This window comes from Streptomyces sp. NPDC005423 (genome assembly GCF_040606415.1).
Classification (GTDB): domain Bacteria; phylum Actinomycetota; class Actinomycetes; order Streptomycetales; family Streptomycetaceae; genus Streptomyces.
The window spans coordinates 25,348-41,014 of the sequence record NZ_JBEXET010000059.1; the positions used below are offsets into that span (position 1 = coordinate 25,348).

The 15,667-nt window shown below is 70.4% G+C and carries 17 protein-coding genes and 2 pseudogenes; 11 read left to right on the forward strand and 8 right to left on the reverse strand.

Going from position 1 to position 15,667, the window contains the following annotated elements; translation table 11 throughout:
* Positions 1-120: 120 nt before the first annotated feature.
* Positions 121-627: a hypothetical protein gene (locus ABZT12_RS35550; RefSeq protein ID WP_356392766.1), complete on the forward strand. Its 507-nt coding sequence runs from the start codon at positions 121-123 to the stop codon at positions 625-627.
* Positions 628-766: 139 nt separating this feature from the next.
* Here ABZT12_RS35550 and ABZT12_RS35555 read toward each other — a convergent pair whose 3' ends face one another.
* Positions 767-1,945 (reverse strand): acyl-CoA dehydrogenase family protein, encoded by a 1,179-nt coding sequence (locus tag ABZT12_RS35555; protein WP_356392769.1) that lies wholly within the window; start codon positions 1,943-1,945, stop codon positions 767-769.
* A gap of 245 nt (positions 1,946-2,190) precedes the next feature.
* On the opposite strand from ABZT12_RS35555, the gene ppk2 reads away from it, so the two are divergent.
* From ppk2 to ABZT12_RS35575, 4 genes are all read left to right on the forward strand, one after another.
* Entirely contained in the window at positions 2,191-2,994 is an 804-nt protein-coding gene (gene ppk2 / locus ABZT12_RS35560) for a polyphosphate kinase 2 (protein ID WP_356392772.1), read from the forward strand.
* Between the two features lie 241 nt (positions 2,995-3,235).
* A complete protein-coding gene (locus tag ABZT12_RS35565) occupies positions 3,236-3,532 on the forward strand; it encodes a hypothetical protein (RefSeq protein WP_356392774.1) in 297 nt (98 codons plus the stop codon).
* Between the two features lie 86 nt (positions 3,533-3,618).
* Complete coding sequence (locus tag ABZT12_RS35570; RefSeq protein ID WP_356392777.1) at positions 3,619-4,596, forward strand: hypothetical protein; 978 nt, start codon at positions 3,619-3,621, stop codon at positions 4,594-4,596.
* 617 nt (positions 4,597-5,213) lie between these two features.
* Complete coding sequence (locus ABZT12_RS35575; protein ID WP_356392779.1) at positions 5,214-8,243, forward strand: glycosyl hydrolase; 3,030 nt, start codon at positions 5,214-5,216, stop codon at positions 8,241-8,243.
* A gap of 121 nt (positions 8,244-8,364) precedes the next feature.
* Here the strand turns inward: ABZT12_RS35575 and ABZT12_RS35580 are convergent, their stop codons facing one another.
* Positions 8,365-8,541 carry a CsbD family protein gene (locus tag ABZT12_RS35580; protein WP_356392801.1) on the reverse strand — a complete coding sequence of 59 codons (177 nt, stop codon included), beginning with the start codon at positions 8,539-8,541 and terminating at the stop codon, positions 8,365-8,367.
* A gap of 198 nt (positions 8,542-8,739) precedes the next feature.
* Between ABZT12_RS35580 and ABZT12_RS35585 the strand changes: the two genes are divergently transcribed.
* From ABZT12_RS35585 to ABZT12_RS35595, 3 genes are all read left to right on the forward strand, one after another.
* Positions 8,740-8,943 carry a hypothetical protein gene (locus ABZT12_RS35585; protein WP_356392782.1) on the forward strand — a complete coding sequence of 68 codons (204 nt, stop codon included), beginning with the start codon at positions 8,740-8,742 and terminating at the stop codon, positions 8,941-8,943.
* Between the two features lie 49 nt (positions 8,944-8,992).
* Positions 8,993-9,205 carry a hypothetical protein gene (locus ABZT12_RS35590; RefSeq protein ID WP_356392785.1) on the forward strand — a complete coding sequence of 71 codons (213 nt, stop codon included), beginning with the start codon at positions 8,993-8,995 and terminating at the stop codon, positions 9,203-9,205.
* A gap of 217 nt (positions 9,206-9,422) precedes the next feature.
* A complete protein-coding gene (locus tag ABZT12_RS35595) occupies positions 9,423-10,607 on the forward strand; it encodes a zinc-dependent alcohol dehydrogenase (protein ID WP_356392787.1) in 1,185 nt (394 codons plus the stop codon).
* 53 nt (positions 10,608-10,660) lie between these two features.
* On the opposite strand, the gene ABZT12_RS35600 is transcribed toward ABZT12_RS35595, so the two are convergent.
* Positions 10,661-11,062, reverse strand: coding sequence for an ATP-binding protein (locus tag ABZT12_RS35600; protein ID WP_356392804.1), 402 nt, complete (start codon positions 11,060-11,062; stop codon positions 10,661-10,663).
* Positions 11,063-11,286: 224 nt separating this feature from the next.
* On the opposite strand from ABZT12_RS35600, the gene ABZT12_RS35605 reads away from it, so the two are divergent.
* Entirely contained in the window at positions 11,287-11,649 is a 363-nt protein-coding gene (locus ABZT12_RS35605) for an STAS domain-containing protein (RefSeq protein ID WP_356392790.1), read from the forward strand.
* Positions 11,650-11,739: 90 nt separating this feature from the next.
* On the opposite strand, the gene ABZT12_RS35610 is transcribed toward ABZT12_RS35605, so the two are convergent.
* From ABZT12_RS35610 to ABZT12_RS35625, 4 genes and pseudogenes are all read right to left on the reverse strand, one after another.
* Positions 11,740-12,066 carry a plasmid stabilization protein gene (locus ABZT12_RS35610; protein ID WP_356392793.1) on the reverse strand — a complete coding sequence of 109 codons (327 nt, stop codon included), beginning with the start codon at positions 12,064-12,066 and terminating at the stop codon, positions 11,740-11,742.
* 200 nt (positions 12,067-12,266) lie between these two features.
* Positions 12,267-12,614: a hypothetical protein gene (locus tag ABZT12_RS35615; RefSeq protein ID WP_356392795.1), complete on the reverse strand. Its 348-nt coding sequence runs from the start codon at positions 12,612-12,614 to the stop codon at positions 12,267-12,269.
* 113 nt (positions 12,615-12,727) lie between these two features.
* Entirely contained in the window at positions 12,728-12,976 is a 249-nt protein-coding gene (locus ABZT12_RS35620) for a DUF5133 domain-containing protein (RefSeq protein ID WP_356392797.1), read from the reverse strand.
* A gap of 120 nt (positions 12,977-13,096) precedes the next feature.
* Positions 13,097-13,426, reverse strand: a pseudogene (locus ABZT12_RS35625) (IS982 family transposase); the annotation flags it as partial.
* A gap of 115 nt (positions 13,427-13,541) precedes the next feature.
* On the opposite strand from ABZT12_RS35625, the pseudogene ABZT12_RS35630 reads away from it, so the two are divergent.
* Positions 13,542-14,039: pseudogene (locus ABZT12_RS35630) on the forward strand (winged helix-turn-helix domain-containing protein); the annotation flags it as partial.
* 275 nt (positions 14,040-14,314) lie between these two features.
* Here ABZT12_RS35630 and ABZT12_RS35635 read toward each other — a convergent pair.
* Positions 14,315-14,887 carry a GNAT family protein gene (locus ABZT12_RS35635; RefSeq protein WP_356392799.1) on the reverse strand — a complete coding sequence of 191 codons (573 nt, stop codon included), beginning with the start codon at positions 14,885-14,887 and terminating at the stop codon, positions 14,315-14,317.
* Positions 14,888-15,077: 190 nt separating this feature from the next.
* Here ABZT12_RS35635 and ABZT12_RS35640 point away from each other — a divergent pair, with 190 nt between their 5' ends.
* Complete coding sequence (locus ABZT12_RS35640; RefSeq protein WP_356392807.1) at positions 15,078-15,650, forward strand: transposase; 573 nt, start codon at positions 15,078-15,080, stop codon at positions 15,648-15,650.
* Positions 15,651-15,667: the final 17 nt, after the last annotated feature.

The following is a 15,667-nucleotide window of genomic DNA, read 5'->3' on the forward strand; positions in this document are numbered from 1 at the left end:
CCCGCCGCCGTAAGCGCTGAACTGGATGGATCCCGCTAGCCCGACATGCAGCGCCGCAGGACGGCGGCGCTGACTTCGAAGCCGCGTCCGCGACACATGCGGACATAAGGAGAGACCATCATGCCGTTATCGGTAACCGACCTCACGAAACTCGGCGACGTGCCGATCGCGATCCAGTCGACGTTCTTCCAGAACATATTCCTGCGCTTGGACGGCACCGGGGTGACCACCTCCACCGACGCCGGAGGGGGCAAAGTCAACTGCCAATACGGCATAGGCACCTGGTCGACGTTCAAGATCCACCCGCAGACCGACGGTTCGTTCTCCTTCGAGTCGACGGCCTTCCCGAACGTGTACCTGCGCATGGACGGCACCGGGGTACCCACCACCATGGCCGGCGGGGGGACGGTCAACTGCCAATACAGCGCGGGCCCGTACGAGAAGTACAACGTCCTCCCCCAGGCGGACGGCTCGGTCTCCTTCGGGTCGCCGTCCTTCCCGAACATCTATCTGCGCATGGTGACCGGCAGTGGGGTGACCTCCGCCACCGGCCCCGGTGGAACGGTGAACTGCCAAATCAACGCCAATGGCGGCGAGAACGAGAAGTTCTATTTCGTCGTCGCGTAGCTGGACAGGTGTCGGGAGGGGATACGGGGTACCGCGAATCCCCTCCCGACTCCTTCCCGGCTCCTCACACTCCGGATCCACCGGCCTGATACCCGTGGACGGTTCTGCGGGAATGCCCGACGGGTTTCTCCTAGCTTAGCTAGCGCCGTACCCGGGGCATTCCGAGGCCGATCCAGGAGATGATCTCGCGCTGGATCTCGTTGTTGCCGCCGCCGAAGGTGAAGATCACGGCGGAGCGGTAGCCGCGTTCCAGCTCGCCGTGGAGGACGGCGCCCGCCGAACCCTCCTTGAGGGCGCCGGCCGCGGCGACGATCTCCATGAGCCAGGCGTAGGCGTCCCGGCGCGCCTCGGAGCCGTAGACCTTGACGGCGGAGGCGTCCTGCGGGGTGAGGGTGCCCTCCTGGACGGCGTTGACCATCTGCCAGTTGAGGAGTTTCATCGCGTCGAGCCTGGTGTGGGTGCGGGCCAGCAGGCGGCGCACCCAGGGCAGGTCGACGACGCGGCGGCCGTCGGCGAGCTTGGTCCCGGTCGCCCAGCGCTGTACGTCGTGCAGGGCGCGGATGGCCATCGTGCCGTGGGCGGCGAGGGTGACGCGTTCGTGGTTGAGCTGGTTGGTGATCAGCCGCCAGCCCTGGTTCTCCGCGCCGACGCGGTGGGAGACGGGGACGCGGATGTTCTCGTAGTAGCTCGCGGTCGTGTCGTGCGAGGCGAGGGTGTTGATGAGGGTGCAGGAGTAGCCGGGGTCGGTGGTCGGCACCAGGAGCATGGTGATGCCCTTGTGCGGCGGGGCGTCCGGGTCGGTGCGCACGGCGAGCCAGACCCAGTCCGCGGTGTCGCCGTTGGTGGTCCAGATCTTCTGACCGTTGACGACGTACGCGTCACCGTCGAGGACGGCCCGCGTCTTGAGGGCGGCGAGGTCGGTACCGGCCTCCGGCTCGCTGTAGCCGATCGCGAAGTCGATCTCGCCGGAGAGGATCCGGGGCAGGAAGTACGCCTTCTGTTCGCCGGTGCCGAACCGCATGATGGTCGGGCCGACGGTGTTGAGCGCCATCAGGGGCAGCGGGACGCCGGCCTGTGCGGCCTCGTCGAAGAAGATGAACTGTTCCATGGGGCTCAGCCCCCGCCCGCCGAACTCCTCGGGCCAGCCGACGCCGAGCCAGCCGTCGGTGCCGAGCCTGCGGATGGTGTCGCGGTAGAAGCGTTTCTGGGCGGCCGGGTCGGCGTAGCGGGCGTAGGCGTGGTCGGGCACCAACTCGGTGAAGTAGGCGCGCAGTTCGGTGCGCAGCCGGTGCTGTTCAGGCGTGTATTCGAGATGCACGGCGCCTCCAGGCTCCCCAAGGCCGGTCCTGACGGCGCACACCGTAGAACGTGTTCCAGAAATTGGGAATGGCGGGGCGGGAACGCGCGGGCCGGGCCGCCTGGAACCGGACGGCCTCCCCCGGACCCCGTTCCCGCCGTCACCCGGTCCGGGGTGCGCCCACCGTCGGCGGAACGTACCGTGCTGTCCTGGTGCCCGACCTCGGGCACGGGAGACCGCGCACGTCGGCGAAGGGAAGAGGCGGCATGGCCGGCACACAGGCGGCAAAGCTGCCGCGCACCACGTACGAGCGCGAACTGCTGCGACTGCAAACCGAGTTGGTGAAGGTGCAGGAATGGGTGCGGGCCGAGGGCACCCGGCTGGTGGTCGTCTTCGAGGGCCGGGACGCGGCGGGCAAGGGCGGCACCATCAAACGCGTCGCCGAACACCTCAACCCGCGCGTCGCCCGGATCGCGGCCCTCCCCAAGCCCACCGACCGGCAGCGCACCCAGTGGTACTTCCAGCGGTACGTCGAGCACCTGCCGGCCGCCGGGGAGATCGTGCTGTTCGACCGCAGCTGGTACAACCGGGCCGGGGTCGAGCAGGTGATGGGCTTCTGTACGAAGGAGGAGTACCAGCTCTTCCTGCGCCAGTGCCCGATCTTCGAGCGAATGCTGGTCGAGGCGGGGATCGTGCTGCGCAAGTACTGGTTCTCGGTGAGTGACACCGAGCAGCAGGAGCGGTTCCGCAAGCGGCTGGAGGATCCGCTGCGCCGCTGGAAGCTCTCGCCGATGGACCTGGAGTCGATCACCCGCTGGGAGGCCTACTCGCGGGCCAAGGACGCGATGCTGGTGCACACCGACATCGCGGAGGCGCCGTGGTACGTCGTCGAGAGCGACGACAAGCGCCGGGCCAGGCTGAACATGATCGCCCATCTGCTCGACTCGCTGCCCTACCACGAGGTGGCACCGCCCGTTCTCGACCTGCCGCCCCGTCCGCCGTCGACCGGTTACGAACGCCCGCCGCGCGATCTGCAGACCCACGTCCCCGACCACTCGGCGACCCTCTGAGCCGGGTCGGGCACTTCAGGCGCAGCGGCGGGCCGCCCCGGCCGCCGCTGCCTATCCACGGCAGGGTGTGGCTGGTACCGGAGCGGCGGACCAGACTGGGCGTCATGAACGGAAAGCGCGAGAAGCCCTCGAACCGATCGCCCGGTCCCCGGAGTTGGACGCGGCCGAGCGGCTCCCTCCGCACGACCTCGCGGCGGCACGGCGCCGCCCGGTGTGACCTCGCACCGAGCCGCCCGAGCAAGTGGCGCCCGCGACACGGCAGTTCGTGTCGGCGCTGACCGAGGTGCCGGTGCTCGTGCTGGGCCGGCGCCGTGACGTGCCGGCCTGGAACCGGACGGGGCACCCGCTGTTCGCGGGGCACCTCGCCCCGGAGAGCCCGGACCGGCCCGCGGAGCGCCCCAACTTGACGGAGTCGGCGTTCCTCGACGGCCGTACGCGGGATCTCCACGCGGACCGGCGGCAGAAGGCGCGGGGCGCTCCGCGACCGCTCCCGACGGGGTTCAAGGACCCCAACACAGTCACCGGCAATCGGAACTGAATATCCGTCACTTATTACCCACTCCCCCTCACCACCTCTCGCATGCCGTGCGCTCCGCCGGCCTGCCCGAAAACCTGCAAGGGATCATGAAGAAGACACTCATGCGTACCGTCCTGGCCGCCGCCGCGGCCGGTCTCTCGCTCACGACAGTCGTCACCGCGACCCAGGCGTCGGCCGCCACCCCGCCCCTCTCCGAGGCCCGGATCGTGAGCCACTTCGACCTGGCCAAGGGGCAGATGCCGGAGAACGCCGTCATCGAGCCGAACGGTTCCCTGGACGTGACGTTCGCCGGTGCCCGCCAGGTCGCCCGCATCGGCCGTGACGGCACGGCCCGGGTCCTGGCGACGCTCCCGGCTCCCTCCGACGGAGGTGTCCACACCCCCGCGCTCGGCTTCCCCCTGACCACCGGCCTCGTCCGCGCCCCCGACGGCACCCTCTACGTCCTGTACGCCACCGGCACCGCCGACCTGACCGGACTGTGGCGACTGCGACCGGGCAGCTCGACCCCGGAGCGCATCGCCGCGCTCCCTGCCGACGGCCTGCCCAACGGCCTTGCCTACGACGCCCGTTCGCAGGCCTTCTACATCACGGACTCGGTCCTGGGCACCGTGTGGTCGGTCCCGGCCGGCGGCGGGCACGCCACCGCCTGGTCGACCGCGCCGGAACTCGCCGCGCAGGGCTTCCTCGGCGTCAACGGCGCCCAGGTGCACGACGGCGCGCTGTGGGTGACCAACCTCGACCGGGGCACCGTACTGAGCCTGCCCATCGGCCGCGATCACCGGGCGGGCGCGCCGGAGGTCCGGGCGACCGGCCTCGCGGGGATCGACGACTTCACCTTCACCGGCCGCGGCACCGAGATCCTCGCCGCACTCGACGTCCCCGACCAAGTCGTACGCATCGCCGCCGACGGCACCAGCAGCGTCGTCCTGGACGCCTCCGACGGCCTCCAGAACCCGACCACCGTCGCGGTGCGCGGCACCGACGTCTACGTGCCCAGCGCCGCCTACCTCACCGCCACCGACCCCAACCTGCTCCACGCCCGCCTGGACCGCCACGCCCGCTGACATCCGCAGGAGGGCTGACTGACTCCCTTCTCCGCGCCCGTCCGGCCTCCGCGCCGGGCGGGCGCGTCCCTTGCCGTCCCTCGGCATTCCTCGCAGTCCGCCACCGTTCCTCGCGGTTCCCTGCCGTTCCTTGTCGTGGCTCGTCCGCGGCGGGACGGCCCGGTCGCGCTTCGCACCGACGGGTTGTCGCGGCGGCCCGGCCTTCGAGGCACGTAGGACGCGCGGGTCCGAGCCGTGGTTCGGGCGAAGACGATAGTGCGGTCGCCGTCGCGGGAGACCGGGTCCTCGGGGCCGGAGCACCGCGCGGGAGGCGCCCTCCCCGCCGGTCCGACAGGCGGGCCTGTCGTCGCGGCCCCCGCCAACTTCCGTGCCGAACAGCCCCGTTGGGGTCCAGGAAGCGTCGCCGACCCGCCGAGCGGTCACGGGGCGCCCGCTCCCCGGACGGGCCTCCACCGCCCCAACCCGCGCGTCATCCGGCCGCCTTGTCCGGCCTTTCGTTGCTTTGAATCGATGTCATTCCTATTGACCTCAGTTCGACGGGCGAATTACGGTTCCCGCACTTGCGGTGATTGAAACGATTCAATCACCGCTCACCCGTGACAAGTTGGGGCTGAACCATGCACGAAACCCACCCGCAGCGTGGCGGTGCGACGCGTCGGTCGGTACTGGCGGCCGGTCTGACGACCGGTGTTCTCGCGGCACTCGGTCCGGCGGCGAGCGCCGCCGCCACCCCCGCGACCGCCCGGTCCACCGGCGGCGCGCCCACGGCGAGCTGGTTCGCCGGACCGGCGAAGGCGGTCCGGCCCAGGTTCCGTTGGTGGTGGCCGGACGGTCTCGTGGACCCCACCGAGATCGCGCGGGAGATCGACCAGATGGCCGACGCGGGCTTCGGCGGCGCCGAGATCGCGGCCGTGCACCACAGCATGAGCGACACCTCCGTACTGGACACCGCTCACCACGGGTGGGGAAGCGCCTCCTGGCGGGACGGAGTGGCAGCAGCGCTGCGCCAGGCCGCCCGGCGCGGCCTGACCGTGGACCTCACCCTCGGCCCGAGCTGGCCCGTCGCGGTACCGGGAGTCACCCCCGACGACGACGCGGCGGTCAAGGAACTCGCCTACGGCAAGGCCACGTTGACCGGCGGCGCGGCCTACTCAGGGCCGGTGCCGCCGCCGGTCTACGCCGCCGCCTCGGGCGTCACCGCTCAGCAGCTCTTCGCGGTCCAGGCCGCGCGCGTCAACACCGCCTACTCCAGCGGCAAGGCGACGGGCCTCGACGTCGACAGCGTCACCGACCTCACCGCCCTGGTCTCCGACTCCAGCCTGAGCTGGACCCCGCCCGACTCGGCGACCTGGGTGATCCTGTCGTACTGGCAGCGGGGCTCGGGCCAGCAGCCCGAGGCGGGACCGCACTCCTCGCCCGCCGCCTACGTCGTCGACCACTTCAGCGCGGCCGGGACCGCGGCCGTCACGCGGTACTGGGACTCCACGATCCTCGACTCCACGCTGCGCAGACTCCTCGCGGCGGCCGGCGGCAACTTCTTCGAGGACTCCGTCGAGCTGGAGACCAAGGGGCTGCAGTGGACGCCCGGCCTGCCCGCCGCGTTCCGCGAGCACACCGGCCGCGACCTGCTGCCGTACCTGCCGGCCGTCATCCTCGGCAACAGCAACCAGATCTTCGCCTTCGAGGCCCGGCTCACCCAGGAGATCCGGCACGACTTCTGGGAGACCGTCTCCGGCCTCTTCAACGAGCACCACATCAAGGCGCTCAGGGACTGGGCGCACGGACACGGCATGAAGCTCCGCTCCCAGCCCTACGGCCTGCAGACCGACGCCATCGCCTCGGCGGCCCTGCTCGACATTCCCGAGGGCGAGTCGCTCGGCTTCAAGAACCTCGACGACTACCGCTGCCTGGCCGGCGGCCGCGACCTGGCCGGCCACCGCATCCTCTCCTGCGAGGCGGGCGCCTACGCGGGCGGCGCCTACAACACCACCTGGGACAAGTTCCTGCGCACGATGGGCGGGGCGTACGCGGCGGGTGTCAACCAGACGGTCATCCACGGCTTCTCCTACGCCACCGCGCCGGGCGTCAGCTGGCCCGGCTTCGCCGCCTTCAGTCCGTACAGCGGAGCTCCGGGATACGGCGAGTCGTGGGGGCCGCGGCAGCCGACCTGGCACCACGTGCCCGACATCGCCGCCTACTTGGGCCGGGTCCACCAGGTGCTCCAGTCCGGCACCGCCCGCGCGGACGTCGCCATCTTCCGGCAGACCGGCTACACCGCCACCGGCATCGGGGCGTCCTGGATGACCTCGACGGGCATCCCGCTCGGCTGGACCCACCAGTTCCTCAGCGGCCCGCTGCTCGACCTGCCCACGGCCACGGTCTCCGGCAAGCGACTGGCGCCCGACGGGCCGGCCTACAAGGCCCTGTTCCTGGAAGGCGACTTCTTCTACGGCTCGAACCCGACGCTGGCCGTCGCCGACGCCCGCAGACTGCTGAAGTTCGCGCGGGCCGGGCTGCCCACCGTGCTCCTCGGCGCCTTCGACCAGGCCCTCACTCCCGGGGTGCCCGACGACGGGGAGACCGCCGAACTGCGTTCCCTGACCGCCCAGTTGATCGCCCTGCCGAACGTCCGCCAGGTCACCGACAAGACGCTGGTCGGCGCGGCGTTCGCGGACCTCGGCGTGACCTCCGACGCCGTCTACTCCGTACCGTCGACCCTGCTCAACGCCCACCGGGTCACCGACGACGCCGACTTCTACTACCTGTGCAACGGCAAGCACGCGGAGACCGTCAAGCCCGCCGTCGCCCTCATCGACCACGAGGTCACGCTGCGCGCCACCCACCGCAAGGGTGCGAGCACGGTCCCGTACCTGCTCGACGCGTGGACCGGGCGGGTCGCCCGGCTCGCCCAGTACACCCAGTCCGCCCAGGACCCGGACGCGTTCACGTTCCGCGTGACGCTCCAGCCCGGGGAGACCCTCGTCGTCGCGCTGGGCGGACCGGGGCTGTTCGGCGACCGGTCCGGCAGCCGTCCGCACGCGGTCGCCACCGACGCGGACAGCGTGCTCTTCGCGGACGGCTCGCTGGCCGTACGCGCCACCACGGCCGGCACCCGCACCACCACCCTGTCCACCGGCCGCAAGGTCACCAGCACGATCCCCGACGTGCCGCCCGCCGTCGCCCTCGGCCCGTGGACGCTCTCCGTGGACGACTGGCAGCCCGGCGCCGACGCGACCAGCACCAAGATCGTCACCCACGAGCTCACCCTGGACACCCTGCTGCCCTGGTCGCAGATTCCCGAACTGGCGGATGTCGGCGGCATCGGCCGTTACCGGACCACGGTCACGCTGCCGAAGAGCTGGAGCTCCGACACGGGTGCCCTGCTGCGGCTGGGCAGCGTCAGCGACACCTGCCGCGTCACCGTCAACGGCACCCGGCTCGACCCCGTGGACCGCCTCAACCCGGTGGTGGACCTCGGCGGCCGACTGCGCCGGGGCGCGAACACCATCGAGATCGAGGTGGCCACCCCGCTGTTCAACCGGCTGCGGATCAGCAACCCCGCCGTGTTCGGCACCTCCGCCCGGCAGGCCTACGGTCTCGTCGGACCGGTCCAACTCGCCCCGTACGTACAGCAGACGGTGGCCTGAGCGACTCGCACCGTCCCCGGCCGATGGCGGGGGACGATGCGGTACGGACACGGCCCATGACAGCGAGAATCCCGGCAGCCGAGGGGGGGTATCGGCTGCCGGGATCCGTACGGGGGGACTACTACTTGGGCTTCACGGCGTCCTTGGCCTTCTCCTTGGCCGCCCGCAGGTCTCCCTTGGACTCCTCAAGGTGGCCTTCGGCACGCAGGGACTCGTTGCCCACCGCGTCGCCGACGACCCGCTTGATCTTGCCCTTGGCCTGCTCGCCCTTGGCCTGAGCCTTCTCGTTCGCAGCCACCACGCTCACACCCTGTCGTAGTCCGGACAACTCTCTCCTCCCGTTTGACCGCGCACCCGGCTCGCAAACCCGGAACGTCGCCGGGGGAGACTCCGGACGGCCGGCAGGGTCGGCAAGCACCGGCGCGTACTCGGTGCGGGCCAGGGTGCCGAGGTCGCCGTTTGCACAGATAATCGAACACGCGATCTAATCGCAGCCATGCCGTACATCATCAGCGACGACCTCGTGGAGAAACAGCGGGAGTGGCTCGCGACCTACCGGAAGCTGGCCGCGCAGCCGGGCCGCACCGTCCTGCGGCGCCGGCTGCTCCAGCTGTCCGCCGCCCTGGCCGGTGAGCGGCTCAGCCCGGCGGAGCGGGCCGAACTGCGCCGGCGGGCGCGACAGCGAGAGGAAGAAGCGTGATGCCGTCGCCCGGCTCGCGTTCCGGCGAAGAGGGCGGCAGGGTGAATTCATGGCGCCTGCGATAGTCGTACACCGTCCGTCGCCGAGCGGTGGGCGCCGCGTCACCGTGAACGGCACGATCCTCGGGCTCGCCCACAGTGACCGCGACCTGATCGAGTTCCTGCGCCGGGCGGGCCTGGAGAACGCCGAGGCGCGCGTGCTCGGGGACGCGGAGCGCATCGAGTGGCGCGGGGGTCACGCCCACGAGTACGAAGCGGCGTGAAGCGCCGCCGCATGCGAGACCGTCTGGGACCCGGGGGGACCGGGATACGCGTCGCGTCAGGGTGCCGCCCGTACGCGGGGAAGTCGGTGACCAGGTGCCGCGTCGGACGGGACATCCCGGGTACTCGGGGCGCCCGTCAGCCGACGGACACAGCCCGGCAGGGCGCCGTCCGAGACCCCGCCGCCGGGAACCAGGGGGGTTCGAGCGAGGAGGCACCATGAGAGCCCTGACCTGGCACGGCAAGCGCGACGTGCGGATCGACACCGTCCCGGACCCGGAGATCAAGGATCCGACCGACATCATCGTCAGGGTCACCTCGTCCGGGATCTGCGGTTCGGATCTGCACCTGTACGAGGTCCTCGGACCGTACCTGGACGCGGGAGACATCCTCGGCCACGAGCCGATGGGCATCGTCGCGGAGGTCGGGACCGAGGTCACCGGCCTCGCGCCCGGGGACCGCGTGGTGGTTCCCTTCAACGTCTCCTGCGGCACCTGCTGGATGTGCGCGCAGGGCCTGCACTCGCAGTGCGAGACCACCCAGGTCACCGAGCGCGGAATGGGCGCCTCCCTCTTCGGCTTCTCCAAGCTGTATGGTCAAGTTCCGGGCGGCCAGGCAGAGTTGATGCGGGTCCCGTTCGGTGACACGCTGCCGGTGAAGGTCCCCCACGGGCCGCCGGACGACCGGTTCGTGTACCTCTCCGACGTCCTGCCCACCGCCTGGCAGGCCGTGCGGTACGCCGACATCCCGCCTGGCGGCAGCGTCACCGTCGTGGGGCTCGGCCCGATCGGTGACATGGCCACTCGCATCGCCCTCCACCAGGGCGCGGAGCTGGTCATCGGGGTGGACCTCGTGCCCGAGCGGCTGGCGCGTGCCCGCGCGAACGGGGTCCACACCCTGGACCTCGACGAGAGCGGCCTGGACGTCGTCGAGGAGATCCGGCGGCTCACCCACGGGCGGGGCACCGACGCGGTGATCGAGGCCGTCGGCATGGAGGCGCACGGCGCGCCGGGCACCAAGGCGGTCCAGCAGGTCGCCTCGGCGCTCCCCGACGCGCTCGGGGAGAAACTGATGGACCGGGCCGGCGTGGACAGGATGACGGCGTTCAACCTGGCCGTCGCCGCGGTACGCCGTGGCGGCACGATCTCCGTCATCGGTGTCTACGGCGGCGCCGTCGACCCCGTTCCCATGCTCACGCTCTTCGACAAGCAGATCCAACTGCGCATGGGCCAGGCCAACGTCAAACACTGGGTCGGTGACATCCTCCCGCTGCTCGACGACTCCGACCCGCTGGGCGTGGACGGCTTCGCGACCCACCGTCTCCCCCTCGAAGAGGGACCGCAGGCGTACAAGACCTTCCAGGCCAAGCAGGACGGCATGGTCAAGACGCTGCTCGTCCCCTGAGACCCCCGAGACCTGGTGTCCGGCCGACTCCCGCGCGTACGGCGGGAGTCGGCTCAAGCAGCCGTGGGACCGTCGGACAGGGCGATCCGGGCCGTGACGCGTTTGCCCGTGGGCTCCAGCAGGACCTGGAACTCCTGGGCCACCGCCATCACGATCTCCAGACCGTGCTGCCCGACCCGTCCCGGGTCCACCGCGCGGGCGGCGGGCCGGGCCCGCGCACTGTCCCGCACGGTCACGTCCACCGTCCCGTCCGCGACGGCCAGCTCCATGGACAGCGGCCCCGGAGCGTACTTCCGGGCATTGGTCACCAGCTCACTGACGACCAGCTGGGTCAGATCCACCGCACGCGCGGAGACACTCACGTCCTGCTCCGCCCGCACGCGGGCGAGGAAGTCCGCGGCCAGATGACGCGCCTGGGCGATGCACGCGTCGTCATCCGGCAGGGAGACGGCGATGGCCGTGTGGCGTGTGCTCGGCCGCCCCTCACCGTCGCTGTCGGCAGACTCCACCCTTGGTCACCTTCGTTCCCGCTGTCCGCTGGTGTCCTACCCTGCACCAGGCGGCTCATGTACTTCTTACTCCGATTACCCCGTCGTTCCCTCACCGGTCCCCCTAAAATCAGGGTCGGCTGTCGGCGCGGAGGCGTCCAGTCCCACCAGCGAACGCAGTCGAGGACACGGTGACAGACACAGACCCCGACCAGTACGGCCGGCTCACCGTCCGCCGGAGCACCGCCGACGGCGTCCGGATCATCGCCCTCCACGGCGAACTCGACCAGGACACCCGACAGCGCGCCGGCCACGCCCTCAACCCGCCCGACGGCGACACCACCCCTCACACCGTCGCCGACCTCACGGCGCTGACCTTCATGGACTCCAGCGGCATCAACACCCTCATCGCCGCCCACCTCGCCGCCACCGAAGCCCACGGCTGGCTGCGCGTGGCCGGAGCACAGCCCCAGGTGCTGCGCCTTCTGCGGCTCGTCGGCATCGACACGCTGATCCCCTGCCACCCGACCGTCCGTGAGGCGCTGGACAGCTGAACCCGTGGTGCAGGCCCCTCCCGTTCGGGCCGACTGCCACCAACCGCCGTGGTGGCGAACGCCGTTGCCCTGGCAGCGCGGGCCGCCGGATCAGCGATCGAGAGCCCTTGCCAGCTCCCCCTTGGTCATCGACGAACGGCCGTCGATCCCGCGCTTCCTCGCCTCGGCGTAGAGCTGGTCCCTGGTCGGCCCCTGCGCCCCGCTGTGCGACCGCTCGCCGCCGCGCTGTGACGCGGACTTCGGGTCCCGGGTGGAGGTCTCGCTCGCGGTGGCGGACTCTCCGGAGCGGGCGCGCTCCTTGTTCACGGTCCGCGCGGCGATCTCCTTCGCCCGGCTGTCGGAGGTGCCGCGCTTCTTGGCACCTTCCTTGATGTGCTCGTACTGACGCTCGCGCTTGGCGCTCGATCCCTGCGGCATGGCTCTGTCCTTCCCAAGCGGCGCGGCCACTTCGGCCACACCTTCTGTCCGCCGAATTCCCGTCTGCCGGGCGCCCGCCGTCTCTCCCTCGCGCCCGGATCGCCCTGAGCCCATCTGACCCATCCCCCACGCTGCGCGCTAGCAGGCGGCCACCGAACGGATGAGCCGGCCGGCCCACGGTGTCCTCGCCCGGGGCGCTGTCACGCGGCGGCGGTGAACGCCGTGGCGATGGCTGTGTCGACCCGGGCATGAATGACCAGCGGCGGGCCGTCCGCGCCCGCCTGAGCCTCCAGGGCGCGCCGGACGGGGGCACTGTGGGTGGCCACGGACAGGAGAACGCCGAGCGGGGCACACCTGCGGTGGGCACGGAGAACCGCCTCGACCGAGGAGGGTGGCGCGTCGGCGCCGAGGACGATGACGACGGGTGCGGGGTCGTGCGCGTGGACGAGGCCGCTGATGTGCTCGGACAGGGCGTCCACGTCGGGCGGGCCGGGATCGCCCTGCAACCGCAGCACGAGCACGCCCCGCTCGATCGAGTGAGTCAGCATGGTGGTGACGCCTCTCCTCCGGCAACCCGGGTGTTGTGGTGTGTCGGTTCGAGTACCCGCGGGGGCCGTCTCGATGCGCCGCCGCCACGGGCGGAAGGGCACGCGGCGGCGGCTCAGCCGACAGCCAGCAGGGCGCCCTCGTCCGACCGTACGTCGTCGTCCGGCCCGTCTCCGCGCAACCGCTGCCGGGCGGCGGTCAGCGCGGCTTCGATGTCCCGGGTACCGGTGGAGACACACAGGGTGTAGTTCACGTCGTCCAACCGCTGCCGCAGCTCCGGTGTGTTCTCCTCGGACAACAGGCGGCTGAGTGTTTCGTACTGCTCCACGAGCTCCCTCAGCACCGCCGGATGAGCCATCAACACGACACGTCTCCCCTCACGTACCTGGTCGGTAGCGACCGGATACCCCCGCCCGGCAACCGCATGCCCTGTAAACACAGCGGCTGTGAGCGGGCCGACGGCTAGATGATCAATTCCAAGGGGTCAGTGGTCGTACGTTGTCAGCGAGCGGAGGGTGTCCCGTCCGGTGGCATCGTTGTGCCAGATCACGGCGGTCAAGGCGAGGATGCACTGCAAAACGCGGGTGATGACACCGTGAGGTGTGCGTCCTCGGTGTTGTTCGAGGTTGAGGTGTCCCTTGAACGTTTCGTTGACCGACTCGATGACTTGTCGCAACGGTTTGAACAGCGACCCGCCGGGCCGCTGCTGTTCGCCCTTGCGGGTCGGCCGTAGCAACTGGATGCCCCGCTGGGCGAGTTCGTGCTCGAAGGCGCGGCCGAAGTAGTTCTTGTCGCCGATCACTGTCTGGGCGGGCCATTTACTGACTTCGGCTCGTCAGGGTGAATCTTCGCGAAGTCCCTGAAGGGCCCGGAGCGGTGGTTGTATCTCCTGGCGTGTGAGGTATGCGGATGGGGGCGGGCTGACGCCCGTGGGGCGTCGGCGCCGTGAGGCGGTACGGATGCAGGCGGCCGAGCGGTTCGAGCAGGAGATCAAGCCGCCGGAGGTCGCAAGACGCCTGCGGGTGAGCCTGAAATCGGCCTACCAGTGGCACAAGCTGTGGCGGGACGGCGGTCGTGAGGCTCTGGCCTCCCGCGGCCCGAGTGGATCGCGATGCCGTCTGTCGCCGCGTTGCTTGGAGAAGCTCGCCGGGTATCTCGAGCAGGGGCCGGCCGCGCACGGCTGGGTGGAGGATCATGTGTGGACCGCGGCGCGGGTGGCCACGCTGATCGGCAGGAAGTTCCACGTCTCCTACAGCGTCTCGGGTGCGACGAGGCTGATGCACCGGCTCGGCTTCAGCCCGCAGGTGCCCGCGCGGCGGGTCGCCGAACGCGACGAGCAGGCCGTGACCGCGTGGAAGGAGGCGACCTGGGCTGAGGTAAAAGAGCCCGGGCGGCCTGCGGAGGCTACATCTGCTTCGAGGACGAAGCCGGGTGGGCTTTGTTCACCGGTTTCGACAGCAGTTGTTCAGTGCCTCGGGAGGCACCCGGGCCGCGGCGTGTTCGCTGTTCACGAGAAGCGACAGCACTCGCCGCACGCCGATGAGAATGTTGCCGCTCCAGGCGGACCCTACGAGGGCTACTGGATGCTCCAGCGGTGCGGATGGTAGGGATCGGTGGGGCAAGCGAAGACGTTGAGCTCGCCGGAGCGGCTCACGGTGACCTTGGTGGGGGTTGTGGACCGAAAGGCGGGCAGGTCTCGGTCCTAGCGGCCGGCCGTCGGCGTGGCCGTCGGGTGCCACTCGCGGCGGAGGAGGCCGAAGACCCAGGAGTCGGAGACGTCGCCGTTGACGACGCAGTCCTCGCGGAGGGTGCCTTCGCGGACGAAGCCGAGCTTCTCCAGGACTCGGGCGGACGCCACGTTGCGGGTGTCGGTCTCGGCCTGGACACGGTTCAGGTCCAGGGTGTCGAACGCCCACCGCAGGACGGTGTGCGCGGTCTCCGTGGCGTAGCCGTGGCCCCACGCGGCGGCGTCGAAGACGTAGCCCAGGGACGCGCTGCGGAAGTCCGGGTTCCATCTGGTCAGGCCGCACCAACCGATAAACGCGCCGTCGGAGACGCGGTCGACGGCCACCCGCCCTCCCGTGCCTTCCTCCTCGATCGTCCGGCAGGTCGCGATGAAGCGCTGGGCGCGGGCCGGTTCAGTCCACGGCGGGGAGTCCCAGTAACGCAGCACGTTGGCGCTGCTGTGCAGTGCGTAGAGCGGTGCCGCGTCGGCGTCGGTGAACGGCCGCAGTCGCAGGCGGGCGGTGTGCAGCTCGGGAGTGGGCAATGACATGCGGAGCATCCTGCCGCGTCACGCTCGCTCCCGACCATCCGTTTATCCGGACGGTCGGGGCGCTAGACCCCGACGGCGTCGGCCAACGCACCCAGCAGCAACTTCTTCGTGCCAGTGCTGCTGTCGAAACCCGTGAACATTTCGATTCCTTCTCGGGCGACGGCTGCCTCCCAAAACCGGTGTACATCCGCTGCCCGTTCTCGCGGACAGAGCCACCGGGTTCACCCGGCGGCCGCCCCAAGGACGTACCTGGGGCCGGCGCGGAGTGACTCCGCAGGTGACGGTGAGCGGACGACGTTCGGGACGCCTGTCAGTGGCCGGGCTGATCGCCATGCGTCCTGGTTCCCGGACCCGGCTGTGCCATCGTCTGCGAACCCACCGAGCGGGCAAAGACAAGCGCCGCAGCATGGGCGAGCGTGACTTCATCACGCTGATCGACGGAGTCCACCAGCTGGTCAAGGCGCCGATCGTGCTCGTCTGGGACCGGCTGAACACCCACATCTCCCACGCCATGCGTGAGTTGATCGCCGAGCGTGAATGGCTGACGGTGTTCCTGCTGCCCGCCTACTCGCCCGACCTCAACCCCGTCGAGTGGGTGTGGGCGCACGTCAAACGCGGCCTGGCCAACCTCGCCGTCGTCGCCCTCGACCGCCTCGAAGCCCTCGTACGCAACAGGCTCAAGCGCCTTCAGTACCGGCCGGACACCCTCGACGGCTTCATAGCCGGCACCGGCCTGGCCCTCGACGATCCAAAGTCACCCTGACAAGCCGAAGTCAGTAA